This is a genomic window from Bradyrhizobium sp. 199, from assembly GCF_023073355.1.
In the GTDB taxonomy this organism is placed as follows: domain Bacteria; phylum Pseudomonadota; class Alphaproteobacteria; order Rhizobiales; family Xanthobacteraceae; genus Bradyrhizobium.
In genome coordinates, this window is sequence record NZ_JADPJI010000005.1 from 2,248,578 (window position 1) to 2,264,280 (window position 15,703).

Sequence of the window (15,703 nt, forward strand, 5' to 3'; positions counted from 1 at the left end):
CGCCGGAACATGGCCCTCGGCCTCCTGATCGCCCTGAACGTGAGCGCAAGCGCCGCATCGGATGGCGAACTCCGCGTCTGCGCTGATCCCAACAATCTGCCGTTCTCAAACAGCGCCGGGGCGGGTTTGGAGAACAGGCTCGCGGCCATGCTGGCCGAGCATTTCGGCCAGCACGTGTCCTACACCTGGTGGGCGCAGCGTCGCGGCTTCATCCGCAACACGCTGAAAGCCGGCGCATGCGACCTCGTGATCGGCGTGCCGGCTGGCTATGATCTCGTGGAGACGACGAAGCCCTATTATCGCTCGACCTATGTGTTCGTCACGCGGCAAGATCAGCATCTCGATCTGTCGTCCTTGCTCGACCCACGCCTGCATCATCTCGCGATCGGCGTGCATCTGATCGGCGATGACGGCAACAATCCACCCCCTGCGCAGGCGCTCGGCGAACAGGGCATCGTCGATAACGTCCGCGGCTACTCGATCTATGGTGATTATCGTCAGGCGGATCCGCCGGCCCGCCTGGTCGAGGCGGTCGCGAACGGCGAGATCGACGTCGCCGCGGCCTGGGGTCCACTGGGCGGGTATTTCGCACAGCACTCACCCGTGCCGTTGACGGTCGCGCCGATCCGGGATTACGAGCGCTTTACATCTCAGCAATTTCAGTTCGCCATCGCCATGGGCGTGCGCAAGGGCGACCACGCGTTGCGCGACCGGCTGAATGCGTTCATCGACGAGCACCGGCCCGAGATCAAGTCGCTGCTGCGAAGTTACGGCGTGCCACTGGTCGAGGCGCCGGTGACAGCATTGGGAGGACACGAGTGATGTCTGCTCCAGCGTGGCGCGCAAGCGCGATATCACTGCTGCTGGCGGCCGCCCCGCACGGTGCCGTCCTTGCCCAGCAGACCCTGCCGCAGTCGCAGGAGGCCCAGATGCCAACGCTGGGGCCGCGCCCTAACTTCGGCGGCAGCGTCGGCAACGGCCGGCCCGGCGTCTTCATGCAGGTCCCGGTCAGCCGCCTGTTCCCGGGTGCGCAGCCCGACCCGCCTCAGATCAAGAATCCCGTGCAAGGCGATCCCAACGCGGAGCAACGCGGGATGACCTACTACGTCAACTTCAACTGTGTCGGCTGCCACGCCCCCAATGGCGGCGGCGGCATGGGACCGGCGCTGAGCAACAACACCTTTATCTATGGCTCGCAACCCGAGAACATCTTCCTCTCGATCTACCAGGGACGGCCGAACGGAATGCCGGCCTGGGGTGGCGTGCTGCCCGACACGGTAATCTGGGACCTCGTTACCTATATCGGCAAGATCAGCAACGAGCCGAGCCATCAATGGGGCCGCACCTTTTCGGCGAACCCGCTCTCGCCCGAGGTCGAGCAAGTCCCCACCGAGCAGGTCTCGACCACCGATCCCTGGTCGGCGACCAAGAAATTCAACTTCGGCCAAAAGCCCTGATCGCCGAGCGGAGCAGCCGATGGCGAGGCACGTAACACGATTGATCACCGTCGCGCTGCTGGCCGTTGCGTCCGCCACCTGCGAGGCCGCGGGCCCAGACAATTTCGAGGGCGATGCGCGTCGAGGCAAGGACCTCGTCAAGCAATACCAATGCGGTGTTTGTCACGATATACCCGGCATCTCCGGAGCAGACGGCAATGTCGGCCCGCCGCTGCATCGGATCGGCACGCGCACCTACATAGCCGGCTACATCTGGAACTCGCCGGACAACATGGCCGACTGGATCGAAGACCCGCAGAAGGCGTTGCCGGGTAACGCCATGCCCAGAATGGGAATCCCGCAAAAGGACGCGCGCGACATTGCGGCTTTTCTCTATACGCTGAAGTAGCATCATGTCTCCGACACATCGCTCAATGACCTGGTTTCGTAACGCACCATTGCTGACCATCACCATCGCGGTGGTCGCCCTGATGGGATTGGTGCTTGCCGGCGGCGGCGCGTGGCTCGCGGTCCTTGGCGGCTCCCTGTATTATCTGGTCGCCGGGGCCATGCTTCTGCTCACGAGTTGGCTGCTCGCTGTCCGCCGCGCCGAAGCGCTCTGGGTCTACGCCGCCCTGCTGCTCGGCACGATCGGTTGGGCCGTATGGGAGGTCGGACTGGACTTCTGGTCTTTGGCACCGCGGGGCGACGTGCTTGCACCGCTCGGCGTATGGTTGCTGCTGCCATTCATCTCGTCCCCTCTGGTGCCTCGCGCGCGTGCCGCGCGATGGGCCCTTGGCTTCACATTGATCACGGCAGCCGTCGTCTTGGGGATCTCACTGACGAGTGACCGCCGCGATGTTGCCGGTACCACACCGGAGCGCGAAACCACGGGCCCCGCTGCCTCCGAACCCGCAAAGGCCGCCGCCGCCGAGAATTGGACCGCCTATGGCGGCAGCGGCTTCGGTACGCGCTATTCGTCGCTGAGCGAGATCACCAGGGACAACGTCAAGGACCTCAAACTCGCGTGGGAATTCCGAACCGGGGACCACAAGGGCCCCGACGATCCCGACGAAATCACCAATCAAGCAACGCCGCTCAAGGTCGGCGACCTGCTCTACACGTGCTCCGCGCACCAGATCGTGTTTGCGCTGGACGCTGCGACCGGAAAGTTGCGCTGGAAATTCGATCCGCAGGTCCAGCACAACAAGTCCTTCCAGCACATGACCTGCCGTGGCGTCTCCTATCACGCGACCAGGTCCGGCGCGGTGACCGCCGATGGCGCCCCGGCGCCGAGCGATTGCGCAGAGCGCATTTTCCTGCCGACGAACGACGGACGGATGTTTGCGCTGGATGCCCAGAGCGGCACGCCCTGCGAGAGCTTTGGCAACCACGGCCAGATCGACCTCAAGGAGGGCAGCGAGATCCAGACGCTCGGCTTCTACGAGGGCACTTCGCCGCCTGTCGCCACTGACAAGGTGCTGATCGTCGGTGGCGCCGTCATCGACAACTATTCCGATCGCGTGCCTTCGGGCGTGATCCGCGGCTTCGACATCTACTCCGGCCGGCTGATCTGGGCATTCGATGCCGGCAATCCCGACCCGAACGAAATGCCAACGACTTCGCATCATTTCACGGCGGGCTCGCCCAATTCGTGGAGCATTTCCGCCGTCGATGAGAGCCTCGGCCTCGTTTACGTCCCGCTCGGCTCGAGCTCCCCTGATATCTGGGGCGGCGGCCGCTCGCCCGAGAAGGAACGTTACGATTCGGCGATGGTGGCGCTCGACATCATGACCGGGAAGCTGCGGTGGTCGTTTCAGAACGTGCACCACGACCTCTGGGACATGGACATGCCCTCGCAGCCCAGCCTGGTCGACCTGCGGGCGGGCGACGGCGTGACGCCCGCGATCTACATTCCCGCAAAGACCGGCGACATATTCGTCCTCGATCGCCGCGACGGGCGTCAACTGGTGCCGGCGCCGGAGAAAGCGGTGCCGCAGGGCCCCGCAACCGGCGACCGGCTGTCTCCCACTCAGCCGTTCTCCGAACTGAGCTTCCGTCCGCCCGGCATGCTGACTGACGCGCAGATGTGGGGCAGCACGATGTTCGATCAGCTCGCCTGCCGCATCAAATTCAAGCGCCTGCGCTATGAGGGGCCGTTCACGCCGCCCTCGGAACAGGGCACGCTGGTATTCCCCGGCGACTTCGGCATGTTCGAATGGGGCGGCATTGCCGTCGATCCTCAGCGCCAAATCGCCATCGCGAACCCACAATCCATCCCTTTCATCTCACGTCTCGTGCCGCGCGGAAAGGACAACCCGGCCGCGCCGAACGCTTCGCATCCGCCCGGCACCGAACTCGGCGTGCAGCCGATGTACGGCGCGCCCTACGGCGTCGATCTCGGCATTTTCCTGTCGCCGCTCGGCATTCCCTGCCTTGCCCCGCCCTGGGGCAATATCGCAGCGATCGACCTCAAGACGCACAAGGTGGTCTGGCAGCATCGCATCGGGACAATCCGCGATCAGGCCCCGCTCCCACTGCCCTTCACGCTCGGCGTACCCATGCTGGGCGGTCCGATCGTGACCGCGGGCGGCATTGTCTTCATCACGGGAACGATGGACGACTACATCCGCGCCTTCGACGTTCGCGACGGGAGGCAGCTGTGGCAGGATCGCCTTCCCGCTGGCGGCCAATCGACGCCGATGACTTACGCGGTGGGCGGCAAGCAATACGTCGTCACGGTCGATGGAGGCCACGGTTCTTTCGGAACGAAGCTTGGCGACTACGTTCGCGCCTACGCGATACCGCAGTAGTGGAACAGGGAAAGCCGCGGCGCTACTCACGCGCGGCGAAGGCTCCTTCACTTAATGAGATGTGGGAGCGGGGCGAACTCTCGACATAGCAAAAACAAAGCTAGCAGCGATGTCGAGAACACCACACCGATCCGATATTGCTTTCGCGTCATCACTCGATCCAAAAGCAAAAAAGCGCCCGCCGGCCATTAAGCCGAGGGCGCCATCGCCGCCAACGACACGCGAAACGCGCGTGCTGTTGGAAACGGTCTGAACTCGTCGCGTTGACGGCTGAGCTGCCCAGCGCTTGGACGATACGGTCGTTGAGGTCGAAAGCCAAGTCAAGCCCGTTATTGCAGCGCTGGTTGCTCCAATTCATATCGCCGTGCAGCAAATCTGTGCAGCAAGAACAGGACTGAGAAGGTCCAGGCTGCAGCTCACACCACGCTTGCGCAGCATCTCAATAGCGACGTCGCGATTGATGACGTCGGCGCGAATGGCTAGCCTTCTCCGATTGAAGCACGACGCGCTGCCTCACCCCTGGCGGCGTGCGCTAGCACGGATTTTGCATAAATTCTGGGCGATATGGACGCCTCATGAACCTCATCAGTCTCGACATCCGCATGCTCCGGTCGCTGATCTCGGTGGTCGAGACAGGCAGCATCACCGAGACCGCGCGACGGCTTGGCCGCACCCAGCCGGCGATCACCCTGCAATTGCAGCGGCTGGAAGAGCTCACCGGCAAGCAGCTGTTCGAGCATGGCGGCCGAAGGCTCACGCTGACCGACGATGGCACCACTGTTCTCACCTATGCCAAATCCATCCTAAGGTTGCATGACGAGCTGATTTCTCAACTGGCGTCGCAAGAAATCGAGGGGCAGGTCGTGCTCGGCACGCCGGATCTCTATGCGGCCTTCATGCTGCCGCAGATCCTCAGCGTGTTCCGAAAATCGTTTCCGCGCGTCCAGGTCGAACTCAATTGCGCCCTCTCCACGCCGCTGGTCGGCCTCGTCAAACGCGGCGACGTCGACATTGCACTCGTCACCCGCATGAACGATTTCACCGGCGGACAGGTGGTGCGGCGTGAGCAACTGGTCTGGATGACGGGCGAGCAGTCCGCCGCGCATCAGGAGCGGCCGATCCCGCTCGCGCTATTGCCGCCGGGCAACATCTATCGCGACTACGCGATCGATACGCTGGAACGCGCGAATTTGCGCTGGCGCATCGCCTGCGTCAGCGAAAGCGTCGGCGGCCTGCAAGCCGCGGCCTTCGCCGGTATGGCCGTCACCGTGCTCGGCCGCAGCGCGCTGGTACCGGCGATGCGCGAGATCGGGCCGAACGAGGGCCTGCCGCCGCTGCCGAAGATCGAGCTGCTGCTTTACAAGTCGAGCGGTGCGACCTCGAAGGCCGCCACCGCCCTGCACGACTACCTCGCGCACTATCTGCGCCTCGACGAAGAACTCAGCGGCCGTGGGCCGATCGAGCTATCGTAGTTTCCGCCCCCTAGCGCAATGCCATCTGCGGCCAGAATTTGGCCCAGGGTTGCGCAGCCTCGAATGTAGCGGCGATGCGGAAGATCGTGGGCTCGTCGAGCCAGGAGGCGACGATTTGAAGGCCGATCGGCATGCCGTCGCGATCGAAGCCGCAGGGCAGCGTCGCCGCCGGAAGGCCGGCGAGATTGATCGGCCAAGTGAAGGGCGACCAGCCCAGATGCGGATCGACCTTGCTGCCGTCGACCGTGTCGAGGCCGATCCGGCCAGCTTCGAACGCCGTCACCGCCACCGTCGGCGTTACCAGCGCATCGACACGCTCGAAAAGCTTCAGAAAGCCGCTGCGAGCCTGGCCGCGGCGATAACCCGCTTCGATATAGTCCGTGCCGCTGACGCGGCGCCCGGCACGGATGACATCAAGATAATCTGCTTCGGAGCTGGCGAGATCGACCGTGCTCTTGGTCTCGACCGCGGCCGCCTGTTCGGTAAAGGCGATCGGTTTCAGCGTGTGCTCCAGGATACCGGGATCGAGACCAGGATCATCCACGGTGACCTGCGCACCGCATGCATCGAGAATGACCAGCGCCTTTCCGAACGCCGCGCGCACCTCGGGGCTGACCGCGGCGTATCCGAGATCGACGCTGGCGCCGATGCGAATGCCGTTCAACGGCTCGGCGTTCGTATTGAATCGCCGTGCCGCCACCGGCAGGCTCGCGGGATCGCGCAGATCGTAGCCCGCGATGACCTCCAGCGTCAGCGCGGCATCGGCGACGGTCCGCGTGATCGGCCCGGTATGCGCGAGCGAGGCCCAGGACGGCGGCGAGAAGCCAGGCGAGCGCGGCACGAGGCCAAAGGTCGGCTTCAGGCCAAACACGCCGCAGAAGGACGAGGGCACACGGATCGATCCGACGCCGTCGGTGCCGATCGCGATCGGGCCGCAGCCGGCAGCAACTGCTGCCGCCGCGCCGCCACTCGACCCACCGCTGGTGCGACCGGGATTCCAGGGATTGCGCGTGGTGCCCGTAATCGGGCTGTCCGCCGTCAGCTTGTAACCGGACTCGCAGGTCGTCGTCTTGCAGGTGACGATCGCCCCCGCCGCCTTCAGCGCCGAGACGACCGCCGCGTCGACATCGGGCACGAATGCCTGGTTCATTGGCGAACCGCCATAGGCCGGCACGCCCGCAACGAAGACGAGATCCTTGATCGTGACGGGCACGCCGGCGAGCGGACCCTTGGCATCGCCGGCCTGCATCTCCTTGGTAAGTCGATCAGCCTCCGCCCTCGCCTGCTCGTACATCGGCGTCACCACCGCGTTGCAGATCTCGTTCGCCGCTTGAAGCGCTGCAATCGTGTCCTCAACAACATCGCGCGGAGTGAATTCCCCGCGCCGGTAGCCGGCCATGATCTCGATTGCAGAAAGCGCGCCGAGGCCAGCCGGCGCCGGCGGGAGGGCCGTTCGGCCGGAAACATCAGTCATCATGAATCCTAAGGAGCTAGCTGAGCGCCGCGCCGACGGCGCGCTTGGCCATGACCGTAACAAGATGCGCACGGTAGTCGGCTTCGGCGTGGATATCGGAGGTGAGACCGTCCGCGTCGATCTTGATCGCGGCGATCGCGGATGCGTCGAAATTGCCCGAGAGCGCCGCCTCCATCGGTGCCACACGGAACACGCCTGAGCCCGCTCCGGTGACCGCCACGCGAACGCCATCGGCGAACTTCGCGACGAACACGCCGACGAGCGCATAGCGCGAAGCCGGCGCCTTGAACTTCGCGTAACCCGCCTTGGTCGGCACCGGGAAGCGGATCGCCGTGATGATCTCGCTGGGTTCGAGCGCGGTTTCGAACAGGCCGAGGAAGAATTTGTCGGCCGCGATCTCGCGCGTGCTGGTGATGATGGTGGCGCCGAGACCGAGCACGCCGGCGGGATAGTCGGCCGCCGGGTCATTGTTCGCGACCGAGCCGCCGATCGTGCCGCGGCTGCGCACGGCGGGATCGCCGATCATCGAGGCCAGCGCGGCGAGCCCGGGGATTTTTGTTTGCAGGAGTTTCGAGGCAGCCACCAGGGCATGCGGCGTCATCGCACCGATGGTGACGGTGTCGCCGCCGTCGGTGATACCACTGAGATCCCCAAGCCTGGTGAGATCGACTAGCGCGACCGGACTGGCCAGCCGCTGCTTCAGCGTCGGGATCAGCGTCATGCCGCCGGCCACGAGCTTGCTGTCCTCGATCGAGGTGAGCAGCTTCGCGGCGTCGGCAATCTGGTCCGGCTGGTGATAGGCAAACGGTTTCATGGTGGTGCTCCTATTCCGCGGCGACCGGCAGCGATGCGTTTTGCAGCAGGCGCCAGATCCGGTTCGGTGTCGCGGGCATGTCGACATGGGTGACGCCGAGATGCGAAAGTGCGTCGACCACCGCATTGATGACGGCGGCCGGCGAACCGATCGTGCCGACCTCGCCGCACCCTTTCACGCCCATCGGCGTGTGCGTGCACAGCGTCGAATGCGTCGCCACCGTCATCATCGGCATGTGGTCGGCGCGCGGCATGCAGTAGTCCATCAGCGAGCCCGACAGCAGCTGGCCGGAACTCTCGTCATAGACCGCGTTCTCGAACAGCGCCTGGCCGACGCCCTGCACGATACCGCCATGCAGCTGGCCCTCGACAATCATCGGGTTGATGACCGTGCCGACGTCGTCCACCGCGGTGTAGTTGACCAGCGTCACCGTGCCGGTTTCCGGATCGACCTCGACCTCGGCGATGTGGCAGCCGCCGGGATAGGTGAAGTTGACGGGATCGTAATAGGCCTGCTCCTCCAGTCCCGGCTCCAGCACTTCGAGCGGATAGTCATGCGGCACATAGGCGGCCCCTGCGATCTCCTCGAATGTCTTGGTGCGGTCGGTGCCCGCGACCGAGAATCTTCCGGCCTCGAACTGGATATCCACTTCGGCCGCTTCGAGCAGATGCGCGGCGATCTTCTTGCCTTTCGCAACCACCTTGTCCGTCGCCCTCGACAACGCTGCACCGCCGACCACGAGCGACCGCGAGCCGTAAGTACCCATGCCGAACTGCACCCGATCGGTGTCGCCGAACACGATATCGACATTCTCGAAGGACACGCCGAGCTTTTCCGAGACGATCTGCGCGAACGTGGTCTCATGACCCTGGCCGTGATTGTGGGTGCCGATCATGACCGTCACCTGACCGGTCGGATGCACGCGCACGGTCGCGCTCTCGTAGAGACCACCGCGTGCACCGAGCCGGCCTGCAAAGCGCGACGGCGCAAGACCGCAGGCCTCGACATAAGTGGAGTAGCCGAGCCCGCGAAACTTGCCCTTGCTGGCGGACGCCGCCTTGCGGATGCCGAAATTCCGGACGTCGGCGGCCACCAGGGCGCCGTCGAGGCACCCCATCGGATCGCCGGAATCGTACTGCACCAGAACCGGCGTTTGATACGGATAGGCCTCCCTCGGGATCATGTTGCGGCGGCGGATCTCGACGCGGTCGATTCCCATCTCGCTAGCTGCGACGTCGACGATGCGCTCCAGCACGAAGGTCGCTTCGGGCCGGCCAGCCCCGCGATAGGCGTCGACCGGCACGGTGTTGGTGAAGACGACCTTCACGTTGCAATAGATCGCCGGCGTGGTGTAGACGCCACCGAGCAGCGGGCCATAGAGATTGGTCGGAATATTCGGCCCGAAGGTCGAGAGATAGCCGCCCATATTGGCCAGCGTGTTGACCCGGAAGGCGAGGAATTTGCCGGTCTCGTCGAGCGCAAGCTCGGCCTCGGTGACGTGATCGCGGCCATGGCGGTCGGAGACGTAGCCCTCCGATCGGCTCGCCACCCATTTGATCGGCCGCATCACCCGCTTGGCGGCCCAGGTGATCACGGCCTCTTCACCGTAGTGGAACTGCTTGACGCCAAAGCCGCCGCCGACATCGGGCGCGACCACCCGCAGCTTGTGTTGCGGGATGTTCAGCACCAGCGCGCCCATCAGAAAGCGCACGACATGCGGGAACTGGCTGGTGGTCCACAGCGTGAAGCGATCGGTACCGGGTTCATATTCCGCGATCGCCGCACGCGGCTCCATCGGATTGCCGATCAGCCGGTTGTTGACCAGGCTGAGCTTTGCCACATGCGCCGCTTTTCGGAACGCGGTCTCGACCGCGGACTTGTCGCCGAGCTCCCAGTCGCAGCAGATGTTATTCGGCACGTCCTTGAACAATTGCGGAGCGCCGGGCCTGATCGCCTCGAGCACACCGACCACGGAAGGCAGCACCTCATAGTCGACGGTCAACAGTTCAGCCGCCGCATTCGCCTGTTCCGGCGTCTCCGCGATGACGAAAGCCACCATGTCTCCGACGAAGCGCACCTTGTCCTGCGCAAGCATCGGAAACGGCGGCTCCTTCATCGGCACGCCCTTGGCGTCCGAGATGCCCCAGCCGCATGGCAACGAGCCCAGCCCATCGTCGGCGACGTCGTCCCCGGTCAGGACGGCGATGACGCCAGGCGCGGCCAGCGCCGCCACCTTGTCGACACCGCGCAGCACCGCGTGGCCATGCGGCGAGCGCACGAACACGCCCGCGGCCAGGCCGGGACGCTTGATATCGGATACGTAATTTCCACGACCGGTGAGGAAACGCTGGTCTTCCTTCCGTTTCGGTGAGGCTCCGATCCCGATCACATTGGCCATGGTCACTCTCCGTTGCCGGCGTTCATGGCGGCGGCGCCTGCCATCACCGAGACGACGATGTTCTGATAGCCGGTGCAGCGGCAGATGTTGCCTTCGAGGCCGTGGCGGACGTCGGCCTCCGTCAGGTTCGGCTTCTCCGCCGCAAGAGCCACGGCCGTCATCAGCATGCCCGGCGTACAGAAGCCGCATTGCAGGCCGTGATGCTCGCGAAACGCCTCCTGCATCGGATGCATCCGGTTCGAGCCAGGAGCGCCTTGCAGTCCTTCGATGGTGAGGAGCGTCGCACCCATGAGCGCAGGCGCCAGCAGCGTGCAGCTTTTCACCGGCAAGCCATTGAGATGGACCACACAGGCACCGCACTGGCTGGTGTCGCACCCAATATGAGTGCCAGTGAGGCTGAGCCGCTCGCGCAGCAACTCGGCCACGAGCGTCGCCGGCTCGACATCGACGGTGGTCGGCCGTCCGTTGAGTATGAAGGATATCTGCACGATCGAACTCCTGCGCGCGACTGCTCTGCTAGGCGAGTGGAAGGGCACTGCCGGTGGCCCAGGTGGCCATCACGACATCCCCGACGGTAAATGGATCTGCGAAGAACGTCTTTTCCGGCACATAGGCGACAAACCCGTCGTCCGGCACGGTGTCGAGCATGACCTTCACGAAATAGCCCTGATACTCAATCGCGAGAACGCGGCTTGGCAGCGACGTGCTGCAGCCGGGTGGCAGCTCCTTCCCCGGCCGCACCAGCGCGACGTCGTCGCGACGTACCGCGATATCGATCTTGTCGCCGACTTTGATCGAGGATCGCGCCTTTAGCGGCACCTCGATGCCGGCAGGTGCCGCTTGCGCCAGTGTAAAGCTCGTGCCGTTGACCTTCTCCACACGCCCCGACAGCACGTTCTGACCGCCCATGAATTCGGCCACATAGCGGTCGTATGGATGCGCGTAGACCTCGCGCGCCGCTCCCGCCTGCTTGATCCTGCCCTGCTCCATCACCACCACGAGATCGGCGAGCGCAATCGCCTCGAGCTGGGTGTGGGTGACGTGGATGAAGGTGATGCCGAGCTCCTGCTGCATCCGCCGCAGCTCTTGACGCATCTGGACACGGAGTTGCTCGTCGAGTGCCGACAACGGCTCGTCGAGCAAAAGCACGCGCGGTTCGGTGATCGCGGCGCGCGCCAGTGCCACCCGCTGCTGCTGACCGCCGGAAAGCTGAGCCGGCAGGCGGCCGGCGAATTGCGTCAGCCGCACCTTCTCGATCATGGCATCGGCTGCGCGCAACCGATCCCGCTTGGGCATGCCGCGCACGCGGAGTGCAAAGGCGATGTTCTCCCGCACCGTCAGATGCGGGAATAGCGCGTAAGACTGAAACATCATCGCCGTGCGCCGCTGCACCGGCGCGAGCCCCACGACGTTCTGGCCGCCAATGACGATCTCCCCCGCGGTCGGATCCTCATGGCCGGCGATCATGCGCAAGATCGTGGTCTTGCCGCAGCCGGACGGGCCGATGAAGCAGCAATAGGCGCCATCGGCGATCCTGAGATTGACGCCGTCGACCACGTTGGTCACACCGTCAAAACTCTTGCAGACGCCCGCCAGTTCGATATCGCCGCGATCGCTCTTCATTCCCCAACTCAGCCCTTTGCGCTGCTACCGCGTTTTTTCTGAATTAGCACGATACTGCCCAGGCTCGCGCCGATGACGATGAAGGAGACGATGGTCGTCATCGTGCCCAGCGCGTAGAGCGATGGCGAGGTGACGTTCAGCGTCATGCTCCAGATCTCGAGCGGCAGCGTGTTGAGCGAACCGGCGGTCTGGAGGCTGCGGGCGAATTCGTCGTAGGACAGTGTGAAGCCGAACAGGGCCACTGCGACCAGGCCGGGCGCGAGCACCGGAATCATCACCAGCCGGATCGACTGCCAGCGGCTGGCGCCGAGGTCATAAGCCGCCTCCTCCCAGACGTGGTCGAAGCGCGACATCACCGCAAACATCACCAGCACGCCGAATGGCAGCGTCCAGGACAGCTGCGCGCCCAGCGCCGAGGTGTACCAGCTTGCATTCAACCCGAGCGCCTGGAACAGCAGACCGGTGCCGAGGCCGAGCACGAGACCCGGCGCGACCAGGCTTCCGATCATCATGTAGAACACGGCGGTGTCGCCGCGAAAGCGTTTGCGGAAGCCGAGCCCGGCGAGGAACGAGACCACCACCGTGATGATGGTGACGATGACGGCGAGCTTGATAGAGCGGTCGAACGAGCCCTTGACGTCGCCGGTCCGCACCTGGGTGAAGAGATCGACGAACCAGTGCAGCGACTGGCCTTTCATCGGGAAGACGAGGCCGCCGCGGATGTCCTGGAACGACAGGATGTAGATGCAGAACATCGGTCCATAAAGCGCGAGCACATAGAGCCCAAACAGCGTCGCCAGCACGTAGAACGTCCAGGGCCGCTGCCCGCGGCTCGGCGCGATCGCCTTGGTCGCCGCGGGCGCGACCGTCTCCGACATGTCGGCTTTTGGCATGTCGGCGAGAACAACGCTCATCGCGCGATCTCCTGCCTGATGTCGACGGTACGCAGGATCAGCGAGACGACCGCGACCAGCACCAGCGTCAGCAGCACGGCACTCGCGGCCGCGGTCGGATACTGCAGCACGCCCACATCCTCGTAGAACGCGCTGACCACCGAGGCCGAGCCGCCGCCGGACATCACCTTGACCACGAAGAAGTCGCCCATCACGATCGAGACCACGAAGATGGTGCCGAGCGCGATGCCGCTCTTGGACATCGGCACCACGATCAGGCGCAAGATGTCGAAGCGGCTGGCGCCGGTGTCGATCGCCGCCTCGATCAACTTCTTGTCGATCCGGGCCATGGAATTGAAGATCGGCACGATCATGAAGATCGTCAGCTGGTGGACATAGGCGATGACCACCGCGAGGTCGGAAAACAGCAGCACTTCGAGCGGCTGCCCGATCGCGCCCGTTCCCAGCAGCGCCTGATTAATCAAACCTTCCTTGCCGAGCAGCGGTATCCAGGAGATCATCCTGATGATGTTCGAGGTCCAGAACGGGACGGTGCACAGCAAAAACAGGCCGATCGCGAGCAGCTGGCTACGGACGTGAAACACCAGGAAATAGGCGACGAAGAAGCCGATGAACAGCGTGAAGGTCCAGGTCAGGACCGTGAATTTGATCGTCGCCAGATATAGCTTCAGGGTCAGCGCCGAATGCAGCACTTCGACATAGCTCGCCAGCGTGAAGCCCGGCGTCAGCCCGCCGAATCCGTCGGTGGCGAAGAAGCTGGCGACCAGCACCACCAGGATCGGCGCCACGAAGAACGGCACGAGCACTATGACCAGCGGCGACACATAAAGCCAGCCGGCGAGATTGGCGCGTGGCGGAGTTTGAGCTGAACTTGGCTGCATAGCGGCAAACGCCTCGAACTCGATCTTTTCGCACCGGCGCGTCACCGCGCCGGAGCTACGCTACGTGGGGAAGCAGGTTTCACGCCACCTTGAAGTCGTTCCAGCGCTTGTTCATGTAGGCAGCCTCGTCCATCAGCGTGTTCCAGCAGGAGATGTTCTTGACGCGATCGAGGAAGGAGCCGCCGTCCCGCTTGGTGCCGGTCTTCTCCATCGGCACACCGTAGGGATCGTTGACCACCTCCGGCGCGGGCTGGCCCTCGTACCAGAACGCCCATTCGGCAGGGGTGAGGAATTTCTTCGCGGTCGACGGCACCGGGCTGTAATAGCCGTAGCGCGCGACGAAGCCGCCCTGCCAGCCAGAGAGATACCAGTTGAGGTATTCATAGGCGGCGTCCAGCTTCTTGCCGGAGAGATGCTTCATCAGGCCCATGCCGTTGCACCAGCCGCGATAGCCCTCCTTGCCGTTCTTGACGTTCACCGGGGCGTAGACGCAGGGGATTTCCTTGACGCGCACCGCGGCAACCGCCGGCGACCACATTGACTGGATGACGACCTCGCCCGCCGCCATCAGCTGCACCGACTGGTCGAAGGTGGTCCAGGTCGCGCGGAACTGGCCCTGCTTCTTCAACTCGATCAGCTTGTTGCAGGTGAAGTCGATCTCCTCCTTGGTCATGTTGCCCTTGTTGCCGTACTTGATCAGTCCGGCGCTTTCGAAGCAGAGCGCAGCGTCCATGATGCCGATCGCGGGCACGTCGAGAATCGCGGCCTTGCCCTTGAACTTGGGGTCGATCAGATCCTTCCACTCGGTCACCTCATGGCCGACGAGGTCAGGCCGGTAGCCGATGGAGTCGGCGTTGTAGACCTGCGGCAGGAACGTCGCCCATTCGGTGACGCCGTCGTTCAGGTCGGTCGAGTCGGCCTTGGCGATATACATGGCTTCGTAGGGCGAGATGCCCTGGCGCGGGATCTTGTGGCCGTCGATCTCGCCCTTGGTGAAGATCGGCAGGATGTTGTCGAACTCCTTGATCTTCTTGACTTCGATGCCCTGGGTCACGGAGCGCTTGGCGGCCAGCTTGGCCTGCCAGCCCTCGAGATCGGCGATATCGACCGTATTGGGCTGGCTTATGAAGCGGTTGATGGCAGCCGAAGTGTCGAGGTTTTGCATAGTCACCTTGAAGCCCAGATCTTTGGCCGCCTGATCACCAATCGCCTTCACCACGGAATAGGAGACGCCGACATGGCGCAGTTCAATGTCCTTGATCTCCTGCGCCCAGATGGTCGGAAATCCGCGGATCGCGTCCGACCCCGCGGCCGCGCCCGCAACCGCTGCCGCACCCTTCAACAGCGTGCGCCGGCTCAGTTTTTTTGCCGATTTGTCGCTCGTCCCCGCCGGACTGGCAGTGGATTTCCCCTCGTCCCTGTCAAGCATGGCAACCCCCGTTGGCTACAATGAACGCTCGCTCCGATCGCCATTGATCGATCGCGAAATATGATCAGTTGCCCGTGAGGCTATTGACGGGATTTATCAAAGTAAAATTGGAAGTAAAAATTCGCGACATAAGCGCGACTAATGGTTCGGCGCTCTGCATTTGATCTCGGCAGCCAGCCTAGGAAGGCAGCAACGGCCGGGCTTTTACCGCCCTGCCCGCGCCTGCGCGAGGATCGCACTGAGCTGCCTGTTCAGCGTCTTGCGACCGTCAGCATCTTCGGACGCCGACCGGCTTCCCACAATGCTAGATGCTGCGACAGCGCTCGATACGAAAGATCAGGCGGCGCCGAGCCCCGGCTTGTGGTCCAGTTCGACCGTACCGTCCCTGACATTGATGATCGGGCCGCAAAGCAGGTCCCCGCAACTGGTTGTCGTTGGCATCGGCTTTC

13 protein-coding genes are annotated in these 15,703 nt (G+C 63.9%); 5 read left to right on the forward strand and 8 right to left on the reverse strand.

The window, feature by feature from the left end:
- Nucleotides 1-9: 9 nt before the first annotated feature.
- The 5 genes from IVB28_RS19500 to IVB28_RS19520 all read left to right on the forward strand — a co-directional run bounded on the left by IVB28_RS19500 (nucleotide 10) and on the right by IVB28_RS19520 (nucleotide 5,721).
- Nucleotides 10-822 carry a substrate-binding domain-containing protein gene (locus tag IVB28_RS19500; RefSeq protein ID WP_247528606.1) on the forward strand — a complete coding sequence of 271 codons (813 nt, stop codon included), beginning with the start codon at nucleotides 10-12 and terminating at the stop codon, nucleotides 820-822.
- The gene (locus IVB28_RS19505; RefSeq protein WP_247528237.1) at nucleotides 822-1,457 is read left to right on the forward strand and encodes a cytochrome c; all 636 of its coding nucleotides are present in this window, start codon (nucleotides 822-824) and stop codon (nucleotides 1,455-1,457) included. Before IVB28_RS19500 ends, IVB28_RS19505 begins: the two co-directional genes overlap by 1 nt.
- Before the next feature lie 40 nt (nucleotides 1,458-1,497).
- Entirely contained in the window at nucleotides 1,498-1,845 is a 348-nt protein-coding gene (locus IVB28_RS19510) for a c-type cytochrome (RefSeq protein ID WP_247528239.1), read from the forward strand.
- A gap of 25 nt (nucleotides 1,846-1,870) precedes the next feature.
- On the forward strand, nucleotides 1,871-4,249 hold the full coding sequence (locus IVB28_RS19515; RefSeq protein ID WP_247528241.1) for a glucose/quinate/shikimate family membrane-bound PQQ-dependent dehydrogenase: 2,379 nt from the start codon (nucleotides 1,871-1,873) through the stop codon (nucleotides 4,247-4,249).
- A gap of 575 nt (nucleotides 4,250-4,824) precedes the next feature.
- Entirely contained in the window at nucleotides 4,825-5,721 is an 897-nt protein-coding gene (locus IVB28_RS19520) for a LysR substrate-binding domain-containing protein (RefSeq protein WP_247528243.1), read from the forward strand.
- A 10-nt stretch (nucleotides 5,722-5,731) separates the two neighbouring features.
- On the opposite strand, the gene IVB28_RS19525 is transcribed toward IVB28_RS19520, so the two are convergent.
- From IVB28_RS19525 to IVB28_RS19560, 8 genes are all read right to left on the reverse strand, one after another.
- On the reverse strand, nucleotides 5,732-7,195 hold the full coding sequence (locus IVB28_RS19525; protein ID WP_247528244.1) for an amidase: 1,464 nt from the start codon (nucleotides 7,193-7,195) through the stop codon (nucleotides 5,732-5,734).
- Between the two features lie 16 nt (nucleotides 7,196-7,211).
- Nucleotides 7,212-8,009, reverse strand: coding sequence for a xanthine dehydrogenase family protein subunit M (locus tag IVB28_RS19530; protein WP_247528246.1), 798 nt, complete (start codon nucleotides 8,007-8,009; stop codon nucleotides 7,212-7,214).
- Nucleotides 8,010-8,019: 10 nt separating this feature from the next.
- Nucleotides 8,020-10,407, reverse strand: a complete 2,388-nt coding sequence (locus tag IVB28_RS19535) for a xanthine dehydrogenase family protein molybdopterin-binding subunit (protein ID WP_247528248.1) — start codon at nucleotides 10,405-10,407, stop codon at nucleotides 8,020-8,022.
- A gap of 2 nt (nucleotides 10,408-10,409) precedes the next feature.
- The gene (locus IVB28_RS19540; RefSeq protein WP_247528249.1) at nucleotides 10,410-10,895 is read right to left on the reverse strand and encodes a (2Fe-2S)-binding protein; all 486 of its coding nucleotides are present in this window, start codon (nucleotides 10,893-10,895) and stop codon (nucleotides 10,410-10,412) included.
- A 28-nt stretch (nucleotides 10,896-10,923) separates the two neighbouring features.
- The gene (locus IVB28_RS19545; protein ID WP_247528250.1) at nucleotides 10,924-12,030 is read right to left on the reverse strand and encodes an ABC transporter ATP-binding protein; all 1,107 of its coding nucleotides are present in this window, start codon (nucleotides 12,028-12,030) and stop codon (nucleotides 10,924-10,926) included.
- An 8-nt stretch (nucleotides 12,031-12,038) separates the two neighbouring features.
- Nucleotides 12,039-12,944 (reverse strand): ABC transporter permease, encoded by a 906-nt coding sequence (locus tag IVB28_RS19550; protein ID WP_247528251.1) that lies wholly within the window; start codon nucleotides 12,942-12,944, stop codon nucleotides 12,039-12,041.
- Nucleotides 12,941-13,825: an ABC transporter permease gene (locus IVB28_RS19555; protein ID WP_247528252.1), complete on the reverse strand. Its 885-nt coding sequence runs from the start codon at nucleotides 13,823-13,825 to the stop codon at nucleotides 12,941-12,943. Before IVB28_RS19555 ends, IVB28_RS19550 begins: the two co-directional genes overlap by 4 nt.
- 79 nt (nucleotides 13,826-13,904) lie before the next feature.
- Nucleotides 13,905-15,254 carry an extracellular solute-binding protein gene (locus IVB28_RS19560; protein WP_247528253.1) on the reverse strand — a complete coding sequence of 450 codons (1,350 nt, stop codon included), beginning with the start codon at nucleotides 15,252-15,254 and terminating at the stop codon, nucleotides 13,905-13,907.
- Nucleotides 15,255-15,703: the final 449 nt, after the last annotated feature.